Origin of the sequence: Enterobacter cloacae complex sp. S2 (genome assembly GCF_015159675.1) — a bacterium.
Classification (GTDB): domain Bacteria; phylum Pseudomonadota; class Gammaproteobacteria; order Enterobacterales; family Enterobacteriaceae; genus Enterobacter; species Enterobacter intestinihominis.
The window spans coordinates 1-19,982 of sequence record NZ_JADDTS010000011.1; the positions used below are offsets into that span (position 1 = coordinate 1).

Here is a 19,982-nt window from a genome sequence, read left to right on the forward strand (position 1 = left end):
AACTAAAGTAGTTTGCAATCAGTTGAATTTATAATATTTATTCATAATGATTGATATTGTCCTGGGTTTATAAGCTTATTTGTCTGAATACGGACTTAATGGAATCATTCATTGAACCTTTTCGAAGTGAAACTGCATAATTCCTTCCGCAATTAAACGTTGCCAAATGATTTGATGGACAAACTTGCTTACGTCCCTGAGGAGGGATGACCCAATGCAAACATGGAAAAAGAAACTGGTTGTATCACAACTTGCATTAGCCTGCACAGTGGCTATCGCTTCTCAGGCCAATGCGAAAGATATATCCGGCACGACATATAATACTTTTGGATATGACAATACTGCGTCCACGCCCTGGTATTATGGTTATGCTGACTGGGATTATTCAGATGCCACACATGATGGTGACATTTATCCAGTCATCAATAAATCAACCGTAAACGGAGTTATTTCGACATACTATCTGGATGATGGTGTCAATGGCCGTGCGAACGCGTTGAGTATTTCTAACAGCACCATTAACGGCATGATCACGTCAGAGTGTATGACCACGACGTGTGCAGAAGGCGTGGATACTGACGGCACCACGCATACCCAGTACGATCGTTTTAGCCTGACTGTTGATAACTCCACCATCAACGATACCTACGAGCATTATGCGTATGATGTCGTTAATGGCGATACCACTGAAACGCATTATCTGGACACCTATGGTCTGGGTAACGCCATCACCCTGGATGTTGAGTCTGATATCGTTATTCAGAACAATTCCCACATCGCGGGCATCACGCTGACGCAGGGTTATCAGGAGCTTGATAACACGCCATACGACGGTGTTGAAGGCGTTGCTAACAGCAGCAATATCTTTACCGATACGCTGGTGGTGAAAGACTCTGTGCTGACCTCTGGCGCATACAGCGATCTGGGTACCAGCGGCTTCTACGGTCAAACGGCGAAGCCGAACGACTACGGTGAAACCAACGCCACGGCTGCGGATGATGCGGCGCTGATCGTTGCTGCCAGTGCGTCTGATAACGCCATGCAGACCACCGCTACCTTCGATCACTCTACCGTTACGGGTGACATTCTTTTCTCCAGCACCTTTGATAACAACTTCTACGAGAATGGCGATCCGGCAACGGATACCACAGAAGATGGCGTCTATAACCCAACCACCAACGGCTGGGATGGTACCGATAAACTGGATGTCACGCTGACCAACGGCAGTAAGTGGGTGGGTGCAGCGCAGTCCAGCGTTGAAGCTATCGGCACTGCGCAGATGTATGGCCAGGGCTACAGCAACGTAGACTGGCACGCATTGTCCCCGAATAGCATCTGGCCTGATTCTACCTTTGACAGCAACGGTCACGTTGCCGGTGAAGAGGTGTATCAGAGCGGCCTGTTCAACGTGGCGCTGGATAACGGTTCCGAGTGGGATACCCGCAAGATCTCCAACATCGATGCACTGACGGTGAACAACCAGTCTCAGGTCAATGTTGAAAACTCCGGCCTGCTGGCAGATTCCATCACCCTGACCAATGCTTCAACCTTGAATATTGGCGACAGCGGTGCCGTGGCAACCGACAGCCTGTATCTGGATAGCTACAGCCGTGCGGCACTGACTGAAGAGACGGCAGAACTGTATGCCAACACCATTACTGTAGACAACGGTGCAGAGCTGGCGCTGGGTCTGGGTCAGGTTGATACGCACAATATGGTGCTGACCGATGGCGGTGTGCTCAATGTTGCCAGCCGCGATTATGTGCTGAACAGCGACCTGAACAACGCACGCTATATCACCAACGATAGCCATAAAGCGGACTACGACTATGGTGTTGTCGCGCTGAACTCTGACGGCCATCTGGCGGTGAACGGTGACGTTGCCGGTAACTATAAAGTGCGCATCGACGATGCGACCGGTGCAGGCTCCGTAGCTGACTACAAAAACAAAGAGATCATTCGCGTCTATGACAATAACGCGGATACCGCTGCCAGCTTTACTGCGGCAAACAAAGCTGATTTAGGTGCATACACCTATCAGGCGCAGCAGAAGGGTGACACCGTTGTTCTCCAGCAGGAAGAGCTGACTGACTACGCCAACATGGCGCTGAGCATTCCTTCTGCTAATACCAACATCTGGAATCTGCAACAGGATACCGTGGGTACCCGTCTGACCAACAGCCGTCATGGCCTGGCAGATAACGGCGGCGCATGGGTGAGCTATTTTGGCGGCAACTTTGACGCGGATAATGGCACCGTTAGCTACGATCAGGACGTAAGCGGCATTATGGTGGGTCTGGATACTCAGATCGACGGTAATAACGCGAAGTGGATCGTCGGTGGTGCGGCTGGTTTCGCGAAGGGTGATATCAGCGATCGTACTGGTCAGGTCGATCAGGACAGCCAGACTGCGATGATCTACGCGTCGGCGAAGTTCATGAACGACATCTTCCTCGACAGCTCCATGAGCTACACCCGCTTCAACAACGACCTCTCTGCTACCATGAGCAACGGTCAGTATGTTGACGGTAATACCACGACTGACGCCGTTGGTTTCGGGATGAAACTGGGCTATGACTGGAAACCAAACCTGTCTGGCTACGTCACGCCTTACGCGGCGATCTCTGGCCTGTTCCAGTCCGGTGATGACTATCAGTTAAGCAACGACATGCGTATCGATGGCCAGTCTTACGACAGTATGCGTTATGAGCTCGGCGTGGATGCAGGTTATACCTTCAACTACGGTGGCGAGCAGGCATTAACCCCTTACTTCAAGCTGGCTTACGTGTATGACGATGCCGACAACAATGCTGATATCAACAATGACAGCATTGACAACGGCGTGGAAGGCTCTGCGGTTCGCGTGGGACTGGGCACTCAGTTCAGCTTCACGAAAAACTTCAGTGCTTACACTGATGCGACTTATCTGGGCGGCGGCGACGTTGACCAGAACTGGGGAGCAAACCTGGGTGTGAAATATACCTGGTAAGAAAAAACGCGGGGGATTTTGCCCCCGCTTTTTTATGTGCTTTAAAAATAATAAAGAACCGACATATACAGATGACTTGAGGTATGCATGAACGTTAATGCGAAACCACTTTCTGAATTAAGCCGGCTCATAAAGTGTCTGGAAGTCGCCGGTACCCCATTTAAAACGGAACCACAACAATTTATAACTACCGGCAATAATGATGATGAACCATTGACATTTGTAATACAATCCGGCCTGACAGTCGTTCACCGTAAATCAGATGAATTACTCGTGGGTATTGCACGGGCACCCTATATTCATGGATTAAGTGCATGGATTAATGACAGCTATCTTGAATATTCCCTGATGGCACAAACACCTTGTACCGGATTTTATTTGCCAGCCTCTACTGCATGCGAAATTATTCAAGAAGCGCAACTCTGGCAAGAAGCATTCTGCTGGCTTTCATGGCTAAATCATTTACTGGGAAAACGTGATATCCAGCTGGTCGGAAATAATTCGTATAGCCAAATTCGGGCGATGCTAATCAATATGGCCGAGTGGGATGACACGCTACGCTCAAAAATTGGTGTGATGAATCATATTCAGCGTAGCACGCGTATATCACGTTCGGTGGTTGCGGAGGTTCTGGCGGCGCTGCGTCAGGGGAACTACATCAATATGAGCCGGGGCAAACTGATCAGTATCAACCGTTTGCCCACGGACTATTAAGCTCAGTTAGCGGCCGTAAGTACCTGCGCTTTATTGGCGCTCAGCTCGGCTACAAGGTTATTTACGCCATCACTCATATTCACGAAGCGGGTGTTCGGTGACCGGGTGACCACCACAAAAGCGCCCACGTTTGATTGCGGAATCATCGCCATGTAGGTGATGAATCCGCCACCCCCACCGGTTTTTTGAATAATACCCGGGCGACCATCTTTTGGCGCCATATATACCCAGCCCATGCCGAGGGCATCGGCTTTACCGGGAACATCCATACCAATGACGCGACGTAACTGAGCACGCTGGTAGATGAGCGTCTGCATTCGGTCGGCCTGATTACTGCGCGCGTAAAAATCCGATGAGAGGAACTGTTGCATCCAGCGCATCATGTCGCCAGGCGTAGAGTAAACCCCACCGCTGCCAATGGCTGCCAGCGTGTTATTACACGGGCTGGCCCCTTTTTCCGCCACCATCAGACGCTTGCACTGGTCCGGGGAGGGGGTGTAAGTAGTATCTTTCATCCCGAGCGGACGCGTGATTTGCTCTTCAAACAGCTGAGGGTAAGGCTTACCTGATGCCGTTGCTAACGCGTCGGCCAGCAGATCAAACGCCAGGTTAGAATAGCCAGCCTGAGAACCCGGAGCCGATTTCAGCGTTGCGGTGCTCAGGTAATTCCAGCGTTGTTCGCGAGTTGGCCAGACAAAGACAGGGCGATGCGCAGCGCCACCGGGCTGTTCTCGCGGCAGGGCGCTGGTATGGGTCGCCAGGTTCACCAGCCTGATCGGCGTTCCCTGATATGTCGGAACGCGAGCGCCGGGTGGCGCATATTTGCTGAGTGGATCGTCGAGTTTTACCACGCCCTGATCGAGCAATTTCACCAGCATTTCGCTGGTCATCAGCTTGGTTATCGACGCGACACGGATAACGGAATCCAGCTGCGGGCGAACGTTATTTCCCGGTCGTGTTTCACCGAAGCTGCGAAACACCCGCTGGTTACCGTCGATCACGACCAGCGCCATTCCCGTCGCACCACTGCCGTAATAAATAAGGTTCGCATAGCGATCGGCAATGTCAGAGGCCAGAACCGGTGCCGTCAGAGGCTGTGCTGCCTGGGCGGTGGACAGGCTCACCGCACACAGCGCGGCGAAAGAGAGCAGACAACGTTTCAACGAAAAGCATCCATCCAGTGAATAAGGAGAGTTACGGGTAGTTATACTACTAATCGGCGTCGGGCAATCGTCCGATTTGCATAACGATAGCGAGAAAAACGTAACCGTGGGTAAATTTGCACAATTTACTTACGGCCAGACTCCCATTTTGTGACATCGGGCTTATGATAGTCACCAGTTACATTCATTATTGCGGAGAACGGTATGTCTGAAAAGCGTGTGGTTTTGGTGGTTGATATGCAGAATGGGGTGTTTAAGACGCCGCGCCATCAGAGTGAGAAATGTGTCTCACTGATCAATCAGCTTACCCAGGCTGCTGAGGCCGTTATTTTCATACAGCATACTGAAGCTGGCGGGCTAGAGGAGGGGAGCGAAGGGTTTGCATTGCTGCCCGATCTCAACCAGCCGGCAGGGGCGTTTTACGTCACGAAGACCGCTTGCGATGCCTTCTATAACACTTCGCTCGAGGCACTGTTGCGCGAACAGGAGATCGATGAATTTATTATCTGCGGCTGCGCGACGGATTATTGTGTCGATGCCACCTTTAAAAACGGTGTCAGCCGGGGCTACCACATCACGGTTGCGGAGGATGCCCACACCACGGCCAATCGTCCAGCGGCCGATGCCCAGGTTCTGATCGCGCACTATAACGATGTCTGGCGTAACTTCATCGCCCCTGCCAACCCGCCTTCGGTGAAACGCACCGAAACAATTCTTGAAAACTGGAAAGCGAACTAATAATTCACCCGCAGGTCTGACTTTTTTGCCTGAGCCGGGAGGCTGGCCCAGGCAAGGTTTCGTGTGGCGATATGTTAAACACAGCAACAGCCATAACAACAAGAAGGAAGCACAATGTTTAAGTCTTTTTTCCCAAAGCCGGGGCCCTTTTTCCTGTCGGCATTTATTTGGGCACTGCTGGCTGTCATTTTCTGGCAGGCCGGTGGCGGCGCGTGGCTGACCCGTCTTACGGGGGCAACGGGCGACATTCCCATTAGCGCTGCGCGCTTCTGGTCCATGAGCTATCTGCTTTTCTACGCCTATTACATGCTCTGCGTGGGGCTTTTTGCCATGTTCTGGTTTATCTATTCGCCTCACCGCTGGCAATACTGGTCGATTCTCGGCACGTCGTTAATCATCTTTGTCACCTGGTTCCTGGTGGAAGTGGGCGTGGCGGTCAACGCCTGGTATGCGCCGTTTTACGATCTGATCCAGACGGCGCTGAGTTCGCCGCATAAAGTGACCATTAACCAGTTCTACCATGAGGTGGGGATCTTCCTCGGCATCGCCCTCATCGCCGTGGTGATCGGCGTGATGAATAACTTTTTCGTCAGTCACTATGTGTTCCGCTGGCGTACCGCGATGAACGAACACTATATGGCGCACTGGCAGCACCTGCGTCATATCGAAGGTGCCGCACAGCGTGTGCAGGAAGACACCATGCGTTTTGCCTCTACACTGGAAGATATGGGCGTGAGCTTTATTAATGCCATCATGACGCTGATCGCCTTCCTGCCGGTGCTGGTGACACTCTCATCCCACGTTCCGGAACTGCCGATTGTCGGCCATCTGCCGTACGGCCTGGTCATTGCCGCGATTGTCTGGTCGCTGATGGGAACGGGACTGCTGGCAGTGGTGGGGATCAAGCTGCCGGGGCTGGAATTTAAAAACCAGCGCGTGGAAGCGGCCTACCGTAAAGAGCTGGTGTATGGTGAAGACGATCCTAACCGTGCGTCACCGCCTACCGTGCGTGAGCTGTTTGGCGCCGTACGTCGTAATTACTTCCGCCTCTATTTCCATTACATGTACTTCAATATCGCGCGCATCCTTTATCTTCAGGTTGATAACGTTTTCGGGTTGTTCCTGCTGTTCCCGTCCATCGTTGCGGGTACGATTACACTCGGTCTGATGACCCAGATCACCAACGTTTTTGGTCAGGTTCGCGGTTCGTTCCAGTACCTGATTAGCTCCTGGACTACGCTGGTGGAGCTGATGTCCATCTACAAACGTTTACGCAGTTTCGAGCGTGAGCTGGACGATAAGGATTTGCAGGAAGTCACCCATACATTAGGTTAAAAAGGAATTGCTATGCCATTTGCCGTACCACGTGCATTACCGCTGACGTTACTCGCCGCCGTCGTGCTGGCGGGCTGTGCCGAGAAAGGGGCCGCCCCGCTCAAAGAAGGGGAGAAGCCCGTTGATGTGGCGAGCGTGGTGCGGCAAAAAATGCCCGCCAGCGTGAAGGATCGCAGTGAGTGGGCTGATGCGCTGGCAACGACCTTCAAAAGTCAGAAGATCGCGCCTACCGAGGAGAACATCTGCTCGGTGCTGGCGGTGGCGCAGCAGGAATCGATGTATCAGTCAGATCCTGTTGTGCCTGGCCTGAACAAAATCGCCTGGAAGGAGATCGACCGCCGGGCCGAATCGATGCATATCCCGGTTTTCCTGGTACATACCGCCCTTAAAATCACCTCGCCAAACGGGAAAAGCTACAGCGAACGGCTGGATACGGTGAAAACCGAGAGGCAGCTCAGCGCCATTTTCGATGATTTCATCAATATGGTGCCGATGGGGCAGAAGCTGTTTGGCTCGCTGAATCCGGTACATACCGGCGGTCCGATGCAGGTAAGCATCGCATTTGCGGAAAAGCATACCGACGGCTATCCGTGGGAGATCGACGGTACGGTGCGTCAGGAAGTCTTCTCCCTGCGCGGTGGGCTGTGGTTTGGGACGTATCACCTGCTGAATTATCCGGCCAACTACGATAAACCGCTGTATCGTTTTGCCGACTTTAACGCGGGCTGGTATGCCAGCCGAAATGCAGCCTTCCAGAATGCGGTAAGCCGCGCCAGCGGTGTGAAGCTCGCTTTGGATGGCGATCTCATTGCATACGGCAGCAGCGAGGCAGGGTCCACCGAACGGGCAGTGCGAAAAATTTCGACGAAACTGGAGATGAGCAACAGTGACATTCGCCGACAGCTGGAGAAGGGTGACAGCCTGGCGTTTGAGAAAACGGATCTGTATAAGCAGGTTTTCGCGCTTGCAGAGAAGAAAAGTGGAAAGGCACTACCCAGAGCCATTCTGCCAGGCATTCAGCTTGAAAGCCCGAAGATCACGCGTAACCTGACGACCGCATGGTTCGCAAAACGCGTGGACGATCGTCGGGCTCGCTGTATGGGACTGTAATCAGTGGCGGTTGCGCCAGCGCAGCACGAGCGCAATCACGCCCAGAACCATGCTGCCCGCGAGGAAGGGAATGAGCCCGAATACGGTGCTCACGCCTAAACCGATTTCAACGCGCGGGCGGCCGGTATCCTGCACCTGCATCAGATGCTCATACACGCCAGGGGCATGCACCAGCATATTCAGCAGTTGGGTTCCTGCCCAGAAACAAAACAGAACAAACAGGGCATAGGCAATATTCCCCGCCGTGGAGGTTTTTGGTTGTTTTCCGCCAAAAATCGGTTTCGACAATGTAAAGTCTGCCATAAGACCTCCCGAAAATATCACTCTGTTTTAATACGCGTCGTACAGGGTGAGTGTGACAGGTCATAGCATTTGTCAATATCAGAATCGTGGGAAATTCGGCTCAGGATTTCTCCTGGATTGTCGATTTCTGCATCACGTCACAAATTGATAACATAAGTGAAACTACGCTGCTTTTCAGAATTTACGTATCCGCCACAGACGGCTTCATCAAACTGTGAGAGGATAGTTTTTTTTCTGCCGGAGTTGTCATGAAGCTCACTTCCAAACTACGCCGTGACTGGCATTACTACGCCTTTGCGATCGGGCTGATCTTTATACTCAACGGTGTTGTCGGGCTGCTGGGATTTGAAGCGAAGGGCTGGCAAACCTATGCGGTTGGGCTGGTGACCTGGGTAATCAGTTTCTGGCTGGCGGGATTCATTATCCGCCGTCGTCCCGATGAGACGACGGCAGAGAAAGCCGACTAACCGTCAGTTAACAGAGCTTTTCAGGGCGCTGTCAGCGGCGTGACGCTCCAGCGCCAGTTCAATCAGGCGGGTGATCAGTTCCGGATAGCTTATTCCGCTGGCCTGCCACAATTTCGGGTACATGCTGATATTGGTAAAGCCCGGCAGGGTGTTGATTTCGTTAATCACCACCTCGTTATCCGCCGTCAGAAACACATCGACGCGCGCCATCCCACTGCATCCCAGCACCTGATAGGCTTCAACGGCGATCGCCCGGATCTTGTCGTTAACGTCAGGATCGAGCGCGGCGGGAACCACAACCTGGGCACCTTTGTCGTCAATATATTTGGTGTCGTAGGAGTAGAAGTCGCTATTCAGCACCACTTCACCACAGGTACTCGCCTGCGGGAAGTCGTTACCCAGTACGGCGCACTCAATTTCGCGCCCGTTAATTCCCTGCTCAACCACCACCTTGTGGTCAAACTCAAAAGCCAGACGAACGGCATCGTTAAACTGTGCTTCGCTGGTGACTTTGCTGACGCCGACGGACGAGCCCTGATTCGCCGGTTTCACGAACAGCGGCAGGCCGAGTTGCGCCTGGATCTGCGCGAAGCTGTGTTTATCGCGGTTGGCGCGAGTGAGCGTGACGAACGGTGCAATATTCAGACCGGCGTCGCGCAGCAGACGTTTTGTGACGTCTTTATCCATGCAGGCGGCAGAACCCAGCACATCGGAGCCGACAAACGGCAGGTTCGCCATCCGCAACATGCCTTGCAGGGAGCCGTCTTCGCCCAGCGTGCCGTGAACGATAGGGAACACCACGTCAATCTGTGCCAGCGCCTGCGCGTTCCCGGCATCGATAAGCTGTCCCTGTGCCACGCCTGGAACCGTTGCGACGCTGATATCAGAAGGATTAAGGGCGATGCGCGCCGGATCATCAGCGTGTAACAGATACTGGCTGGCATCGTTAACATGCCATTGGCCCTGTTTATCAATGCCCAGCAGCACCACGTCAAAACGGCTTTTATCAATCGCATCAACGATATTTTTAGCCGATTGCAATGACACCTCGTGCTCTGATGATTTTCCCCCAAAGACAATACCTACGCGCTGCTTTGCCATCTCACTCTCTTCCAGTCTGACGAAAAGCCAATAACATACCACGATGCCCGGCGGGTTTCGCGGCCTTCTGCCATAATGTTTTGAGGGATGTTGAAGGGGGGCGCGTGAAAGGAAAAGGTCTGCTTATTCTTATTGTTATTGCCGGGATCGCCACGGTGGGCTACCGCTGGTTGCCGCCGCATTATAACCCTTTCGTGCCGCTTACGCTTGACGATCCGCCAGGAAAAATAACCCAGTTTAAACTCCGGCGCTTAACGCCGCAGGCGTGCGAAAACCTGTTAGCGCAGGCGAATCAACGCCAGCTTATCCGTACCCAGGCGGTCGCTGACAGCGCCGGGGAATGTCCGCTGAGTAACGTGGTGCGCGTGCGCGATTTTGGCCCAGTGAGCCTGAACAGCAGCTTCCTTGCCAGTTGCCCGCTGGCGTTAAGCTCGGCGCTGTTTGTCAGCCAGCAGGCCCGGCCGCTCACCAAAACCTGGACCGGCAGCGAGCTTACGCGTATTGAACATCTGGGCAGCTTCGCCTGCCGCAATATCTACAGCCGCCCGGATGCGCGGCGCAGCGAACATGCCACGGCGGATGCGCTGGATATCAGCGCTTTCAGGCTGGCAAACGGACAGCGTGTTACCGTCCTCAACGGCTGGAAAGCGGAAAAGACGCAGCCCTGGCTACAGGCCCTGCTGTCGGCAAGCTGCGGCTATTACGGTAACGGTCTGGGGCCGGACTACAATGCCGCCCATGCCAACCATTTCCATCTGGGAATGCGCGGCTATGGCTTATGTCGATGAAGCATAATCTTCCGCCGAAAATTGGATAGATTGTGACTTATCTCACAAATATGATGACTGGGAAGATAAAACACCAAAGTCTGCAAGGCCGCATCTCTGGCGCTATGTCATTGCGCGTAACTTGCTAATCTGTCGGCGAATTCGCCTAAAAATGAAGACTATTTCTGTTATGGAATCCTGGAAAGTTAACCTCATTTCAGTCTGGTTCGGCTGCTTCTTCACCGGACTGGCTATCAGCCAGATATTGCCCTTCCTGCCGCTTTACGTGTCGCAGCTGGGGGTCACTTCCCATGAAGCGCTCTCTATGTGGTCCGGCCTGACGTTCAGCGTGACGTTTCTGGTGTCCGCTATTGTGTCACCGATGTGGGGCAGCCTTGCGGATCGCAAGGGGCGCAAGTTGATGCTGCTCCGCGCCTCGCTGGGGATGGCGATAGCCATTTTGCTCCAGGCCTTCGCCACCAACGTCTGGCAGCTGTTTATTCTGCGGGCGATAATGGGGCTGACCTCCGGGTACATTCCGAATGCCATGGCGCTGGTGGCCTCACAGGTACCGCGCGAGCGGAGCGGCTGGGCACTCAGCACGCTTTCCACTGCCCAGATTAGCGGTGTAATTGGCGGCCCCCTGCTCGGCGGCTTCCTGGCTGACCATGTTGGGCTGCGTGCGGTCTTTATCATTACCGCCATCCTGCTAACGGTCAGCTTTCTGGTCTCCCTTTTTCTGATTAAAGAGGGCGGTCGGCCTGTCGTCAGCAAATCAGAACGCCTGAGCGGAAAGGCGGTTTTCGCCTCGCTACCTTATCCTGGCCTGATGATTAGCCTTTTTGTGACAACGATGGTGATCCAGCTCTGTAACGGCTCGGTGGGACCGATTCTGGCGCTGTTTATCAAGTCGATGGCACCGGACAGCAGCAACATTGCTTTTCTGAGCGGGATGATTGCCGCCGTGCCGGGCGTGTCGGCGCTGATGTCCGCTCCGCGTCTGGGGAAACTGGGCGACAGGATCGGTACGGCACGCATTCTGATGGCAACGCTCATCATTGCGGTGATCCTTTTCTTTGCCATGTCGTTCGTCACAACACCGCTTCAGCTCGGGGTGTTGCGCTTCCTGCTTGGCTTCGCGGATGGTGCTATGCTGCCCGCTGTACAGACGCTGCTGGTGAAATATTCCAGTGACCAGGTAACCGGCCGCATTTTTGGCTACAACCAGTCGTTCATGTATTTAGGCAACGTAGCGGGCCCGCTTATTGGCGCCTCGGTCTCGGCGATGGCGGGTTTCCGCTGGGTATTTGCCGCGACGGCGGTGGTGGTGCTTCTTAATATTATTCAACTGGCCTTTGCCTTGCGCCGTCGCCGGCGAATCGCTGAGGCAAAGTCAGCCAGGTAAACACGATAATATATTATTAATTCTTATGATGGCCGCATTTTTATATAACGAAATGCGGCTTCTGTCTTTTAGAAAAACGTTTCGCTTGCGCTCCGAAATATCTTTTTTGGCAGCAATGTCACTTTTGCATAAGATAAAACCAATCCATGCTTTTCATTATTCAGTGAGGGTGTTAATTTCAGGGGAAATCACATAAGGACATAGCACCATGAAAAATCTCATTGCTGAGTTGTTGGTTAAGCTTGCCCAAAAGGAAGAAGAGTCGAAAGAGCTGGTTGCCCAGGTCGAGGCGCTGGAAATCGTTGTAACGGCGCTGCTGCGACAGATGGCAAAACCAGAGCAGGAGGCGTTGATCGACAACGTTGAAGGCGCGCTGGAAAAAGCTCGCCCTGATTCACAGGTGCCTGCAGAGGACGCGGAGCTGCTTCAGCAATACGTAAAGAAGCTTTTAAGGCATCCTCGCAGTTAACCGGCCAGAGGTGAAATGACGTGTCACAGAATTGTCATGCAGGATGCCTGGCGTCGCTCTGTTTTTATTTTTACCCTGTTACCATGGGGAAATTAAAATGAAGCAGAGCACACTTTTCACCGCATTAAACTCGCTCGTAATTACCTCCTCCGTTCCTGCGAAACCGGTAATAATAATCGCGCTGCGACGGGACTGAAATAACCCTGAATCACGGTGAAAATCATGGCCGCAGGGTGGTTTTTTTCCCGTAACGAACCAGACTTAACGTGGAACTTCACATAAAGGATGGTGCAATGAAAACAACAATTCTGGTTACCCTGCTCTCTGGCCTGTGTCTGATCGCCTCAGCACATGCGGAAGAGAAAACGTTAACGCCCCAGCAGCAGCGCATGACGACCTGTAACCAACAGGCGACCTCGCAAAGTCTGAAAGGGGATGCCCGTAAAACGTATATGAGCGACTGCCTTAAAAATGGTACGACCAAACCGGGTGAAAAAAGCCTGACCCCGCAGCAGCAAAAAATGCGCGAGTGCAATGCCCAGGCGACACAGCAGATGCTTAAAGGCGACGATCGCAGCAAGTTTATGAGCGCGTGCCTGAAAAAACAGGCGTAGTGCTAACGGGTGAGTCACGGCTGTGGCTCACCCAAAATTTCATACTTTCCTCGCTATCCCCCTCTCTATAATTTGGGAAAATGTTTCAGAATATTCCCAAAAATGATGAATGATGAGTTTTATGACAATCACGAGAACATTCGGGAAGCGTGGTATCAGCAGCTTTCTCAGGATGACTCATATCGTTCCGGTCTGCGATTTGCCCGGCGAATACGGCTGGCACGCATCGTTGGTCTGGCGGCGCTGTTTGTTCCGCTTGCCAGCGTTCTGGTGAGTCTGCTTCTTTCTGGCGTCTGGTGGTTGTTATTGGTGGGCTGGGTCTTTGTCTGGCCCCATCTGGCCTGGCAGCTGGCTTTTCGTTCGACCTGCCCCCACAGTGGTGAAATCGTTAATCTGAAAATCGATGCCATCATTGCTGGCGTCTGGATGGGCTTAATAGGGTTCAATGCGTTGCCAACGGCGGCGCTGATCGTGATGATCGGCATGAACATGATGGGATCGGGGGGATGCCGCTTATTTCTGACAGGACTTGCGCTGCTTGCTCTGTCTGCCCTGCTCACCGTGCAATCCACGGATACTCCTGTGCTATTGACCTCTGAACCGCTGGCGTTGTGGCTGACGCTCCCCGTGCTGGTGGTCTACCCCATGCTGTTTGCCTGGCTCAGCCACCGCACGGCGATCCGGCTGGCAGAGCATAAGCGTCGGCTTGAGCTGATGAGTACCCGCGACGGAATGACCGGCGTGTTCAATCGCCGTCACTGGGAAACGTTGCTGCGTAACGAATTTGAGGCCTGCCGTCGCAGCCATCGACAGGCGACGATACTGCTCATCGATATCGATCACTTCAAGACGATCAACGACACCTGGGGGCATGACGTGGGGGATGAAGCGATTGTCGCCATCACGCGCCAGCTTCAGCTGACCCTGCGCGCAGGCGATTATATTGGCCGCTTCGGGGGAGATGAGTTCGCGGTGATCATGTCAGGCACGCCTGCCGACAACGCGATTGCGGCGATGGCGCGCGTCCATGAAAGGCTGGTCAACATGCCGCTGCACGGAGCACCTATGGCGAGGTTGTGTATCAGCGTTGGGGTTGCCCCCTGGGGGGCGCAGTTCACGCACTATCGTGAATGGCTAAAGGCCGCGGACGTGGCCCTCTATAAAGCCAAAAATGCCGGACGGGGTCGCACCGAAGTGGCCGCCTGACGCCCGGCGTAACGCATCAGGACTTACTCAGCTTCTCTGATTTTTCCATGCATTTTTCCATCGCCTCGATCACGGCGGAGCGGAACCCGCGCTCTTCCAGCACGCGCACGGCTTCAATGGTTGTGCCACCCGGCGAGCACACCATATCTTTCAGTTCGCCCGGATGTTTACCCGTTTCCAGCACCATTTTGGCCGAGCCCATCACCGCCTGCGCCGCAAATTTGTAGGCCTGCGCGCGCGGCATACCGCCAAGTACGGCGGCATCGGCCATGGCTTCGATAAACATAAAGACATACGCCGGGGCAGAACCGCTCACGCCGACAACCGGGTGGATCATCGGTTCGGCAATCACTTCCGCTTCGCCGAAGCAGCGGAAAATGTTCAATACATCCGCCACCTCTTCAGAAGTAACCAGCGCGTTCGGGGTAACGGAGGTCATACCGGCATTCACCAGCGACGGGGTGTTTGGCATGGCGCGAACAATCTTACGGTCGTGCCCCAGCGCGCGGGCGAGCTGGTCGAGGGTCACGCCTGCGGCAATCGACACCACCAGGCTCTCTTTGTTCAGGCTGGAGGTGATCTCGCTCAGGACTTTAATCATGATATTCGGCTTAACGGCGCCAAAGACAATGTCCGCCACCTGAGCCACTTCCTGCGCGCTTTCGGCGGCGTTGATACCATACTCATCACGCAGCGCCGCGACTTTATCCGGGGATGGGGTATAGACCCAAATCTGCCCCGGCAGCACCTGGCCGCTGGCTATCAGTCCACCGAGAATAGCTTTACCCATGTTTCCGCAGCCGATAAACCCGATTTTCTTATCCATCACGTCTCTCCGTTATTATGCGTTGTTATCTCTCATTGATAGCTTAACAACGAAATGCAGGCGACAATAGTCGCCAGAATCATAATGGGGAGACACTATGGCGATTTGGGTTGATGCGGACGCGTGTCCGAATGTGATTAAAGAGATTTTATTCCGCGCCGCCGAGCGGGTGCAGATGCCGATGACGCTGGTGGCGAACCAGAATATCCGCGTGCCGCCCTCCAGGTTCATTCGTTCTCTGCGCGTGCCGGCCGGGTTCGACGTGGCAGATAACGAGATAGTACGCCTGTGTGACGCAGGAGATCTGGTGATCACGGCGGATATCCCGCTGGCTGCCGACGTGCTGGCGAAGGGGGCCGCGGCGCTTAACCCGCGCGGCGAGCGCTACTCTCCGGCAACGATCCGGGAGAAGCTCACCATGCGTGATTTTATGGATACCCTGCGTTCCAGCGGCGTGCAAACCGGTGGGCCGGACAGCCTGTCGCAGCGCGATCGCCAGCAGTTTGCCGCCGAGCTGGATAAATGGCTGCTGGAAGTGAAGCGCCGCCCGGCGTAGCCCACCTCCGGGCTGTTTTGTGGTACAGTGTGACTTCCACAGGCTTGTCATTCCGTACCGCTTTGCAGTAAAGTTAGCGCAACATCTTCTGCAATCATTTCTTTACAGCCTTCAGTTATCCGGCAGCAAGGGGAACACCTGGTTATGAACCCACCCATCTTTTTAGTTGGCCCTCGCGGCTGTGGGAAAACCACCGTTGGTCTGGAGCTGGCGCGTCTGTGCCAGAGTCAGTTTGTCGATACTGACCACTGGCTCCAGGAGAATGCCGGTAAGACCATCGCCGATATCGTGGAGAATGAGGGGTGGGAGAGCTTTCGTGCGCGCGAAACGGCCACGCTGGAAGCGGTGACCGCGCCGTCGACCGTGATTGCGACCGGTGGAGGCATTATTCTGGCGCCGTATAACCGCCAGTTTATGCGCGAAAAGGGTGTCGTAATCTACCTCTGTGCCCCGGTTTCTACGCTGGTGGGGCGGCTGGAGGCGTTTCCGGAAGAAGGGCAGCGCCCGGCGCTGACCGCGAAACCGCTGAGTGAAGAGGTCAGCGAGGTCCTCGCCGAACGCGATGCACTGTACCGCGAGGCGGCACACCACGTTGTGGATGCGTCGGCGTCACCCGAGAAAGTTGCGATTCAGATTATTACCGCCCTGCGTTTGGCTTGCGCCAGCTGACAGCCGTCTATACTCATAGCTCAGACATAAAAAAAGGATGAGCTATGCCAACCAGACCTCCCTATCCACGTGAAGCCCGCATCGTTACCGTTGAAAAAGGTAATAGCGATCGGACCGTAACCTGGTACCAGCTGCGTGCCGATCACCCTAAACCTGATTCGCTGATCAGCGAACATGAAACCGAACAGGAAGCGCTGGATGCGAAACGGCGCTATGAGGATCCCGAGAAGTCCTGACAATAATCCGAATTCGTTACAACCGTGCCTGAATCACACTTTTAACTTATCGCTGATGTTAAGCAGCAGTTAATATTTAGTTATTACAGGTAGATTTGGAAAGGCCAGTCGATCTTTACATTACGGTGTAGAGATCCCCTGCTACGCTTGGTGCTGTTTTGTTGAATAAATGAACAGTGCAGCGTAGTGAGCCTGTACCTGTGTGGCAGTAGTGGTAGTAACGGAAGGCGATCAAAATGAAGGCGACGTTGGCGATCCTCACGATTGGTGTGGTCCCTGTAAGCGAAGTATTACCGCTCTTAACCGAGCATGTCTCTGAACAACAAATTACGCATCTCAGTCTGTTAGGGAAGCTGAGTCGGGAAGAGGTCATGGAAGACTACGCAGTCGGGGAGGGGGAAGATCCCCTGGCAACGTTACTCAGTGACGGTAAACTGGCGCACGTGTCACGCCAGAAAATTGAGCGCGCGCTACAGGGTGTGATCGAAGTGCTCGACAATCAGGACTATGACGTCATTTTGCTGATGAGCACAGCACCCGTTAAAGGACTCAGCGCGCGTAATGCCATTCTGCTCGAACCGATGCGGATTATCCCCCCGCTGGTGGCGTCAATTGTTGATGGTCATCAGGTGGGCGTTATCGTTCCCGTAGAAGAACTGCTGGATAACCAGACGGTGAAGTGGGCCGCGCTGGAGCACACCCCGCTGTACGCGCTGGCAAACCCGTTCTGGGACAGCGAAGCGAAGCTGATTGCGGCCGGGCAGGAGTTGATCGACAGAGGGGCGGATGTCCTGATGCTGGACTGCCTGGGCTTCCATCAACGGCATCGTGATTTACTGCAAAAGAAGCTGGATGTTCCGGTGCTGCTCTCTAACGTCCTGATGGCGCGTCTGGCGTCAGAATTGCTGGTGTAATGATTTTGCGTGACAGGTCATGAGCATGGCCCCTATAGTGGATTTTTCTCTATAAATATAAGGGCCAGTTCATGCTTCAAAGTAACGAATACTTTTCCGGTAAAGTGAAATCCATTGGTTTTACCAGCAGCAGCACTGGCCGCGCCAGTGTCGGCGTCATGGCGGAAGGGGAATACACCTTTGGCACCGCAGAAGCGGAAGAGATGACGGTGGTCAGTGGTGCGCTGAACGTCCTGCTGCCGGGTGAAACGGAGTGGAAAGTCTATAGTGCCGGGCAGGTGTTCAACGTGCCGGGCCACAGCGAGTTCCATTTGCAGGTTGCAGAGCCAACCTCTTATCTGTGCCGCTATCTGAAATAAAAGCATGCCGGGTGGCGCATTCGCTTACCCGGCCTACGTTTTGCCTGTCAACGCTGCGCTTCGCCGCCGAGACCTTCCACCAGGTTCTGGATCAGCGCCGCCAGCTCGCCGGTCATCAGGATAAAGTCTGCGTCAAAGCGCTGAGCATAATCTTCGCGGTCGATATCTTCGTTCTGATCGCGCAGTTCATCGCAGAATTTAAGGCGCTTCACGGAGCCGTCATCACACATCACAAACTGAATGCGCTGCTGCCAGTCGAGTGCCAGTTTAGTCACCACTTTGCCCGCTTCAATGTGCACGGCGATCTCGTCGCTCACCAGATCCTGTTTCTTCGCGCGGATCACGCCGCCATCTTCCAGCAGCGCTTTCAGCTCTGCTTCATCAAGGATCTGGAAGCCCTGCGCGGCAGTCCCGCTGCGCACCCACTCAGTCAGGGTCAGCTCAATCGGCGTCTCCAGTGCCAGCGGTACCACCGGTAATGAGCCAAGGCTCTTACGCAGCAGCGCCAGCGTATCTTCCGCTTTTTTGGCGCTGGCGCAGTCGACCATGATCAGCCCGTTCACGGTGTCGATCCACATCATGGTCTGGCTAAAGCGGCTAAAGGCGCGCGGCAGCAGCGAGTGCAGCACTTCATCCTTCAGTGAATCTTTTTCGGTTTTTTTAAGCTTACGGCCCTGTTCAGCTTCCAGCTTGAAGATCTTCGCTTCGAGCGCCTGCTTCACCACAGGCGTCGGCAGGATCTTCTCTTCTTTGCGGGCGCAAACGATGATTTGCCCCGTGCTGCTGGCGTGGGTCAGCGCATCGCTTTGAGAACCCATTGGCGGAACCCAGCCGGTTTTTGCCATATCCTGGCTACCGCAAGGGGTAAAGGAGTAAGCGGCTAACTGTTTTTCCATCTCTTCTGCACGCAGCGAAACGTCGCGGCTGAGACGGTAAACCATCAAATTTTTGAACCACAGCATGATAATTTCCACGGCCTTGTCGTTAAATCAGCGGGCATGATAACGAATTGTCGCATCGCTTGCATTGCTAATCGGGAAGTGGGCTTCTACTCTGTTGATAATCAAAATAATGAGGAGTGTCTTGTGCGTATTGGGATTGATTTGGGCGGCACCAAAACAGAAGTTATTGCGTTGAGCGAGCAGGGGGAGCAACTGTTTCGCCACCGTCTGCCTACGCCGCGCGATGATTATCACCAGACCATAGAGACGATTGCCCGTCTGGTCGATATGGCAGAGCAGGCAACGGGCGAGACGGGCACGGTCGGGATGGGGATCCCCGGCTCCATTTCGCCGTATACCGGCGTGGTGAAAAATGCCAACTCTACCTGGCTCAACGGTCAGCCGTTTGATAAAGACTTAAGCCAGCGTCTGAACCGGGAAGTGCGTCTGGCAAATGACGCTAACTGCCTGGCGGTCTCTGAGGCCGTAGATGGCGCAGCGGCTGGCGCGCAGACCGTATTTGCGGTCATTATCGGTACCGGCTGCGGGGCGGGCGTGGCCTTCGGTGGGCGCTCGCATATTGGCGGCAACGGCACCGCGGGTGAGTGGGGGCACAACCCGTTACCGTGGATGGACGAAGATGAACTCAAATACCGTGCCGAGGTGCCGTGCTACTGTGGCAAGCAGGGCTGTATTGAGACCTTTATTTCCGGCACGGGGTTTGCCACCGATTATCATCGTCTGAGCGGCCAGCCGCTGAAAGGCAACGAGATTATGCGTCTGGTTGAGGAACAGGATCCGGTGGCTGAACTGGCGCTCAGCCGCTACGAAATGCGGTTGGCTAAATCACTGGCGCATGTGATCAATATCCTCGATCCGGACGTGATTGTGCTGGGCGGCGGCATGAGCAACGTTGACCGGCTGTACGCGACGGTGCCAACGCTGGTGAAACAGTGGGTATTTGGGGGCGAATGCGAAACGCCGATCCGCAAAGCCGTCCATGGAGATTCCAGCGGTGTGCGCGGCGCGGCGTGGCTCTGGCCGGAATAAACGCAAAACGGCAACTTGCGTTGCCGTTTTTGATGTTTGTAACCTCTCCC

General features: G+C 54.1%; 22 protein-coding genes. 17 read left to right on the forward strand and 5 right to left on the reverse strand.

The annotated features are described in order from the left end of the window. Nucleotides 1–214 precede the first annotated feature (214 nt). Entirely contained in the window at nt 215–2,989 is a 2,775-nt protein-coding gene (locus IPZ49_RS06495) for an autotransporter outer membrane beta-barrel domain-containing protein (protein WP_063929346.1), read from the forward strand. A gap of 87 nt (nt 2,990–3,076) precedes the next feature. Beyond that, entirely contained in the window at nt 3,077–3,703 is a 627-nt protein-coding gene (locus tag IPZ49_RS06500) for a helix-turn-helix domain-containing protein (RefSeq protein ID WP_022647199.1), read from the forward strand. Between the two features lie 2 nt (nt 3,704–3,705). Here the strand turns inward: IPZ49_RS06500 and ampH are convergent, their stop codons facing one another. Beyond that, the gene (gene ampH / locus IPZ49_RS06505) at nt 3,706–4,866 is read right to left on the reverse strand and encodes a D-alanyl-D-alanine-carboxypeptidase/endopeptidase AmpH (protein WP_022647200.1); all 1,161 of its coding nucleotides are present in this window, start codon (nt 4,864–4,866) and stop codon (nt 3,706–3,708) included. A gap of 204 nt (nt 4,867–5,070) precedes the next feature. Between ampH and IPZ49_RS06510 the strand changes: the two genes are divergently transcribed. The 3 genes from IPZ49_RS06510 to IPZ49_RS06520 all read left to right on the forward strand — a co-directional run bounded on the left by IPZ49_RS06510 (nt 5,071) and on the right by IPZ49_RS06520 (nt 8,049). Then, nucleotides 5,071–5,604 (forward strand): isochorismatase family protein, encoded by a 534-nt coding sequence (locus tag IPZ49_RS06510; RefSeq protein ID WP_023305557.1) that lies wholly within the window; start codon nt 5,071–5,073, stop codon nt 5,602–5,604. Nucleotides 5,605–5,718: 114 nt separating this feature from the next. After that, nucleotides 5,719–6,939, forward strand: a complete 1,221-nt coding sequence (gene sbmA / locus IPZ49_RS06515) for a peptide antibiotic transporter SbmA (RefSeq protein ID WP_022647202.1) — start codon at nt 5,719–5,721, stop codon at nt 6,937–6,939. Between the two features lie 12 nt (nt 6,940–6,951). Further along, nucleotides 6,952–8,049 carry a DUF1615 domain-containing protein gene (locus tag IPZ49_RS06520; protein ID WP_063146696.1) on the forward strand — a complete coding sequence of 366 codons (1,098 nt, stop codon included), beginning with the start codon at nt 6,952–6,954 and terminating at the stop codon, nt 8,047–8,049. Here IPZ49_RS06520 and IPZ49_RS06525 read toward each other — a convergent pair whose 3' ends face one another. Continuing rightward, nucleotides 8,050–8,352 (reverse strand): DUF2755 family protein, encoded by a 303-nt coding sequence (locus tag IPZ49_RS06525; RefSeq protein WP_003859159.1) that lies wholly within the window; start codon nt 8,350–8,352, stop codon nt 8,050–8,052. A 248-nt stretch (nt 8,353–8,600) separates the two neighbouring features. Here IPZ49_RS06525 and IPZ49_RS06530 point away from each other — a divergent pair, with 248 nt between their 5' ends. Next, nucleotides 8,601–8,819: a DUF2754 domain-containing protein gene (locus IPZ49_RS06530; RefSeq protein WP_022647204.1), complete on the forward strand. Its 219-nt coding sequence runs from the start codon at nt 8,601–8,603 to the stop codon at nt 8,817–8,819. 3 nt (nt 8,820–8,822) lie between these two features. Here the strand turns inward: IPZ49_RS06530 and ddlA are convergent, their stop codons facing one another. Beyond that, nucleotides 8,823–9,920 carry a D-alanine--D-alanine ligase gene (gene ddlA / locus IPZ49_RS06535; protein ID WP_063146695.1) on the reverse strand — a complete coding sequence of 366 codons (1,098 nt, stop codon included), beginning with the start codon at nt 9,918–9,920 and terminating at the stop codon, nt 8,823–8,825. A gap of 104 nt (nt 9,921–10,024) precedes the next feature. On the opposite strand from ddlA, the gene IPZ49_RS06540 reads away from it, so the two are divergent. From IPZ49_RS06540 to adrA, 5 genes are all read left to right on the forward strand, one after another. After that, nucleotides 10,025–10,708, forward strand: a complete 684-nt coding sequence (locus IPZ49_RS06540) for an extensin family protein (RefSeq protein WP_023305560.1) — start codon at nt 10,025–10,027, stop codon at nt 10,706–10,708. 169 nt (nt 10,709–10,877) lie between these two features. Next, the gene (locus IPZ49_RS06545) at nt 10,878–12,092 is read left to right on the forward strand and encodes a multidrug efflux MFS transporter (RefSeq protein WP_063146694.1); all 1,215 of its coding nucleotides are present in this window, start codon (nt 10,878–10,880) and stop codon (nt 12,090–12,092) included. Between the two features lie 208 nt (nt 12,093–12,300). After that, nucleotides 12,301–12,561 (forward strand): anti-adapter protein IraP, encoded by a 261-nt coding sequence (gene iraP, locus IPZ49_RS06550; RefSeq protein ID WP_003859148.1) that lies wholly within the window; start codon nt 12,301–12,303, stop codon nt 12,559–12,561. Between the two features lie 293 nt (nt 12,562–12,854). After that, nucleotides 12,855–13,175, forward strand: a complete 321-nt coding sequence (gene psiF, locus IPZ49_RS06555) for a phosphate starvation-inducible protein PsiF (RefSeq protein ID WP_022647208.1) — start codon at nt 12,855–12,857, stop codon at nt 13,173–13,175. 102 nt (nt 13,176–13,277) lie between these two features. Next, on the forward strand, nt 13,278–14,381 hold the full coding sequence (gene adrA / locus IPZ49_RS06560) for a diguanylate cyclase AdrA (protein ID WP_063146693.1): 1,104 nt from the start codon (nt 13,278–13,280) through the stop codon (nt 14,379–14,381). A 16-nt stretch (nt 14,382–14,397) separates the two neighbouring features. Here adrA and proC read toward each other — a convergent pair whose 3' ends face one another. Further along, nucleotides 14,398–15,207, reverse strand: a complete 810-nt coding sequence (gene proC, locus IPZ49_RS06565) for a pyrroline-5-carboxylate reductase (RefSeq protein WP_038415461.1) — start codon at nt 15,205–15,207, stop codon at nt 14,398–14,400. 97 nt (nt 15,208–15,304) lie between these two features. Here proC and IPZ49_RS06570 point away from each other — a divergent pair, with 97 nt between their 5' ends. The 5 genes from IPZ49_RS06570 to ppnP all read left to right on the forward strand — a co-directional run bounded on the left by IPZ49_RS06570 (nt 15,305) and on the right by ppnP (nt 17,941). Then, nucleotides 15,305–15,763 carry a YaiI/YqxD family protein gene (locus tag IPZ49_RS06570; RefSeq protein WP_022647211.1) on the forward strand — a complete coding sequence of 153 codons (459 nt, stop codon included), beginning with the start codon at nt 15,305–15,307 and terminating at the stop codon, nt 15,761–15,763. Nucleotides 15,764–15,907: 144 nt separating this feature from the next. Further along, complete coding sequence (gene aroL, locus IPZ49_RS06575) at nt 15,908–16,432, forward strand: shikimate kinase AroL (protein WP_023305564.1); 525 nt, start codon at nt 15,908–15,910, stop codon at nt 16,430–16,432. A gap of 44 nt (nt 16,433–16,476) precedes the next feature. Next, complete coding sequence (gene yaiA / locus IPZ49_RS06580) at nt 16,477–16,668, forward strand: protein YaiA (RefSeq protein WP_023299429.1); 192 nt, start codon at nt 16,477–16,479, stop codon at nt 16,666–16,668. A gap of 236 nt (nt 16,669–16,904) precedes the next feature. After that, nucleotides 16,905–17,582, forward strand: a complete 678-nt coding sequence (locus IPZ49_RS06585) for an AroM family protein (protein ID WP_063146692.1) — start codon at nt 16,905–16,907, stop codon at nt 17,580–17,582. A 71-nt stretch (nt 17,583–17,653) separates the two neighbouring features. Further along, complete coding sequence (ppnP, locus tag IPZ49_RS06590; protein WP_003859131.1) at nt 17,654–17,941, forward strand: pyrimidine/purine nucleoside phosphorylase; 288 nt, start codon at nt 17,654–17,656, stop codon at nt 17,939–17,941. A gap of 47 nt (nt 17,942–17,988) precedes the next feature. Here ppnP and rdgC read toward each other — a convergent pair whose 3' ends face one another. Next, entirely contained in the window at nt 17,989–18,903 is a 915-nt protein-coding gene (gene rdgC, locus IPZ49_RS06595; protein WP_006809928.1) for a recombination-associated protein RdgC, read from the reverse strand. Nucleotides 18,904–19,026: 123 nt separating this feature from the next. On the opposite strand from rdgC, the gene mak reads away from it, so the two are divergent. Next, complete coding sequence (gene mak, locus IPZ49_RS06600; protein WP_003859127.1) at nt 19,027–19,932, forward strand: fructokinase; 906 nt, start codon at nt 19,027–19,029, stop codon at nt 19,930–19,932. Nucleotides 19,933–19,982 lie beyond the last annotated feature (50 nt).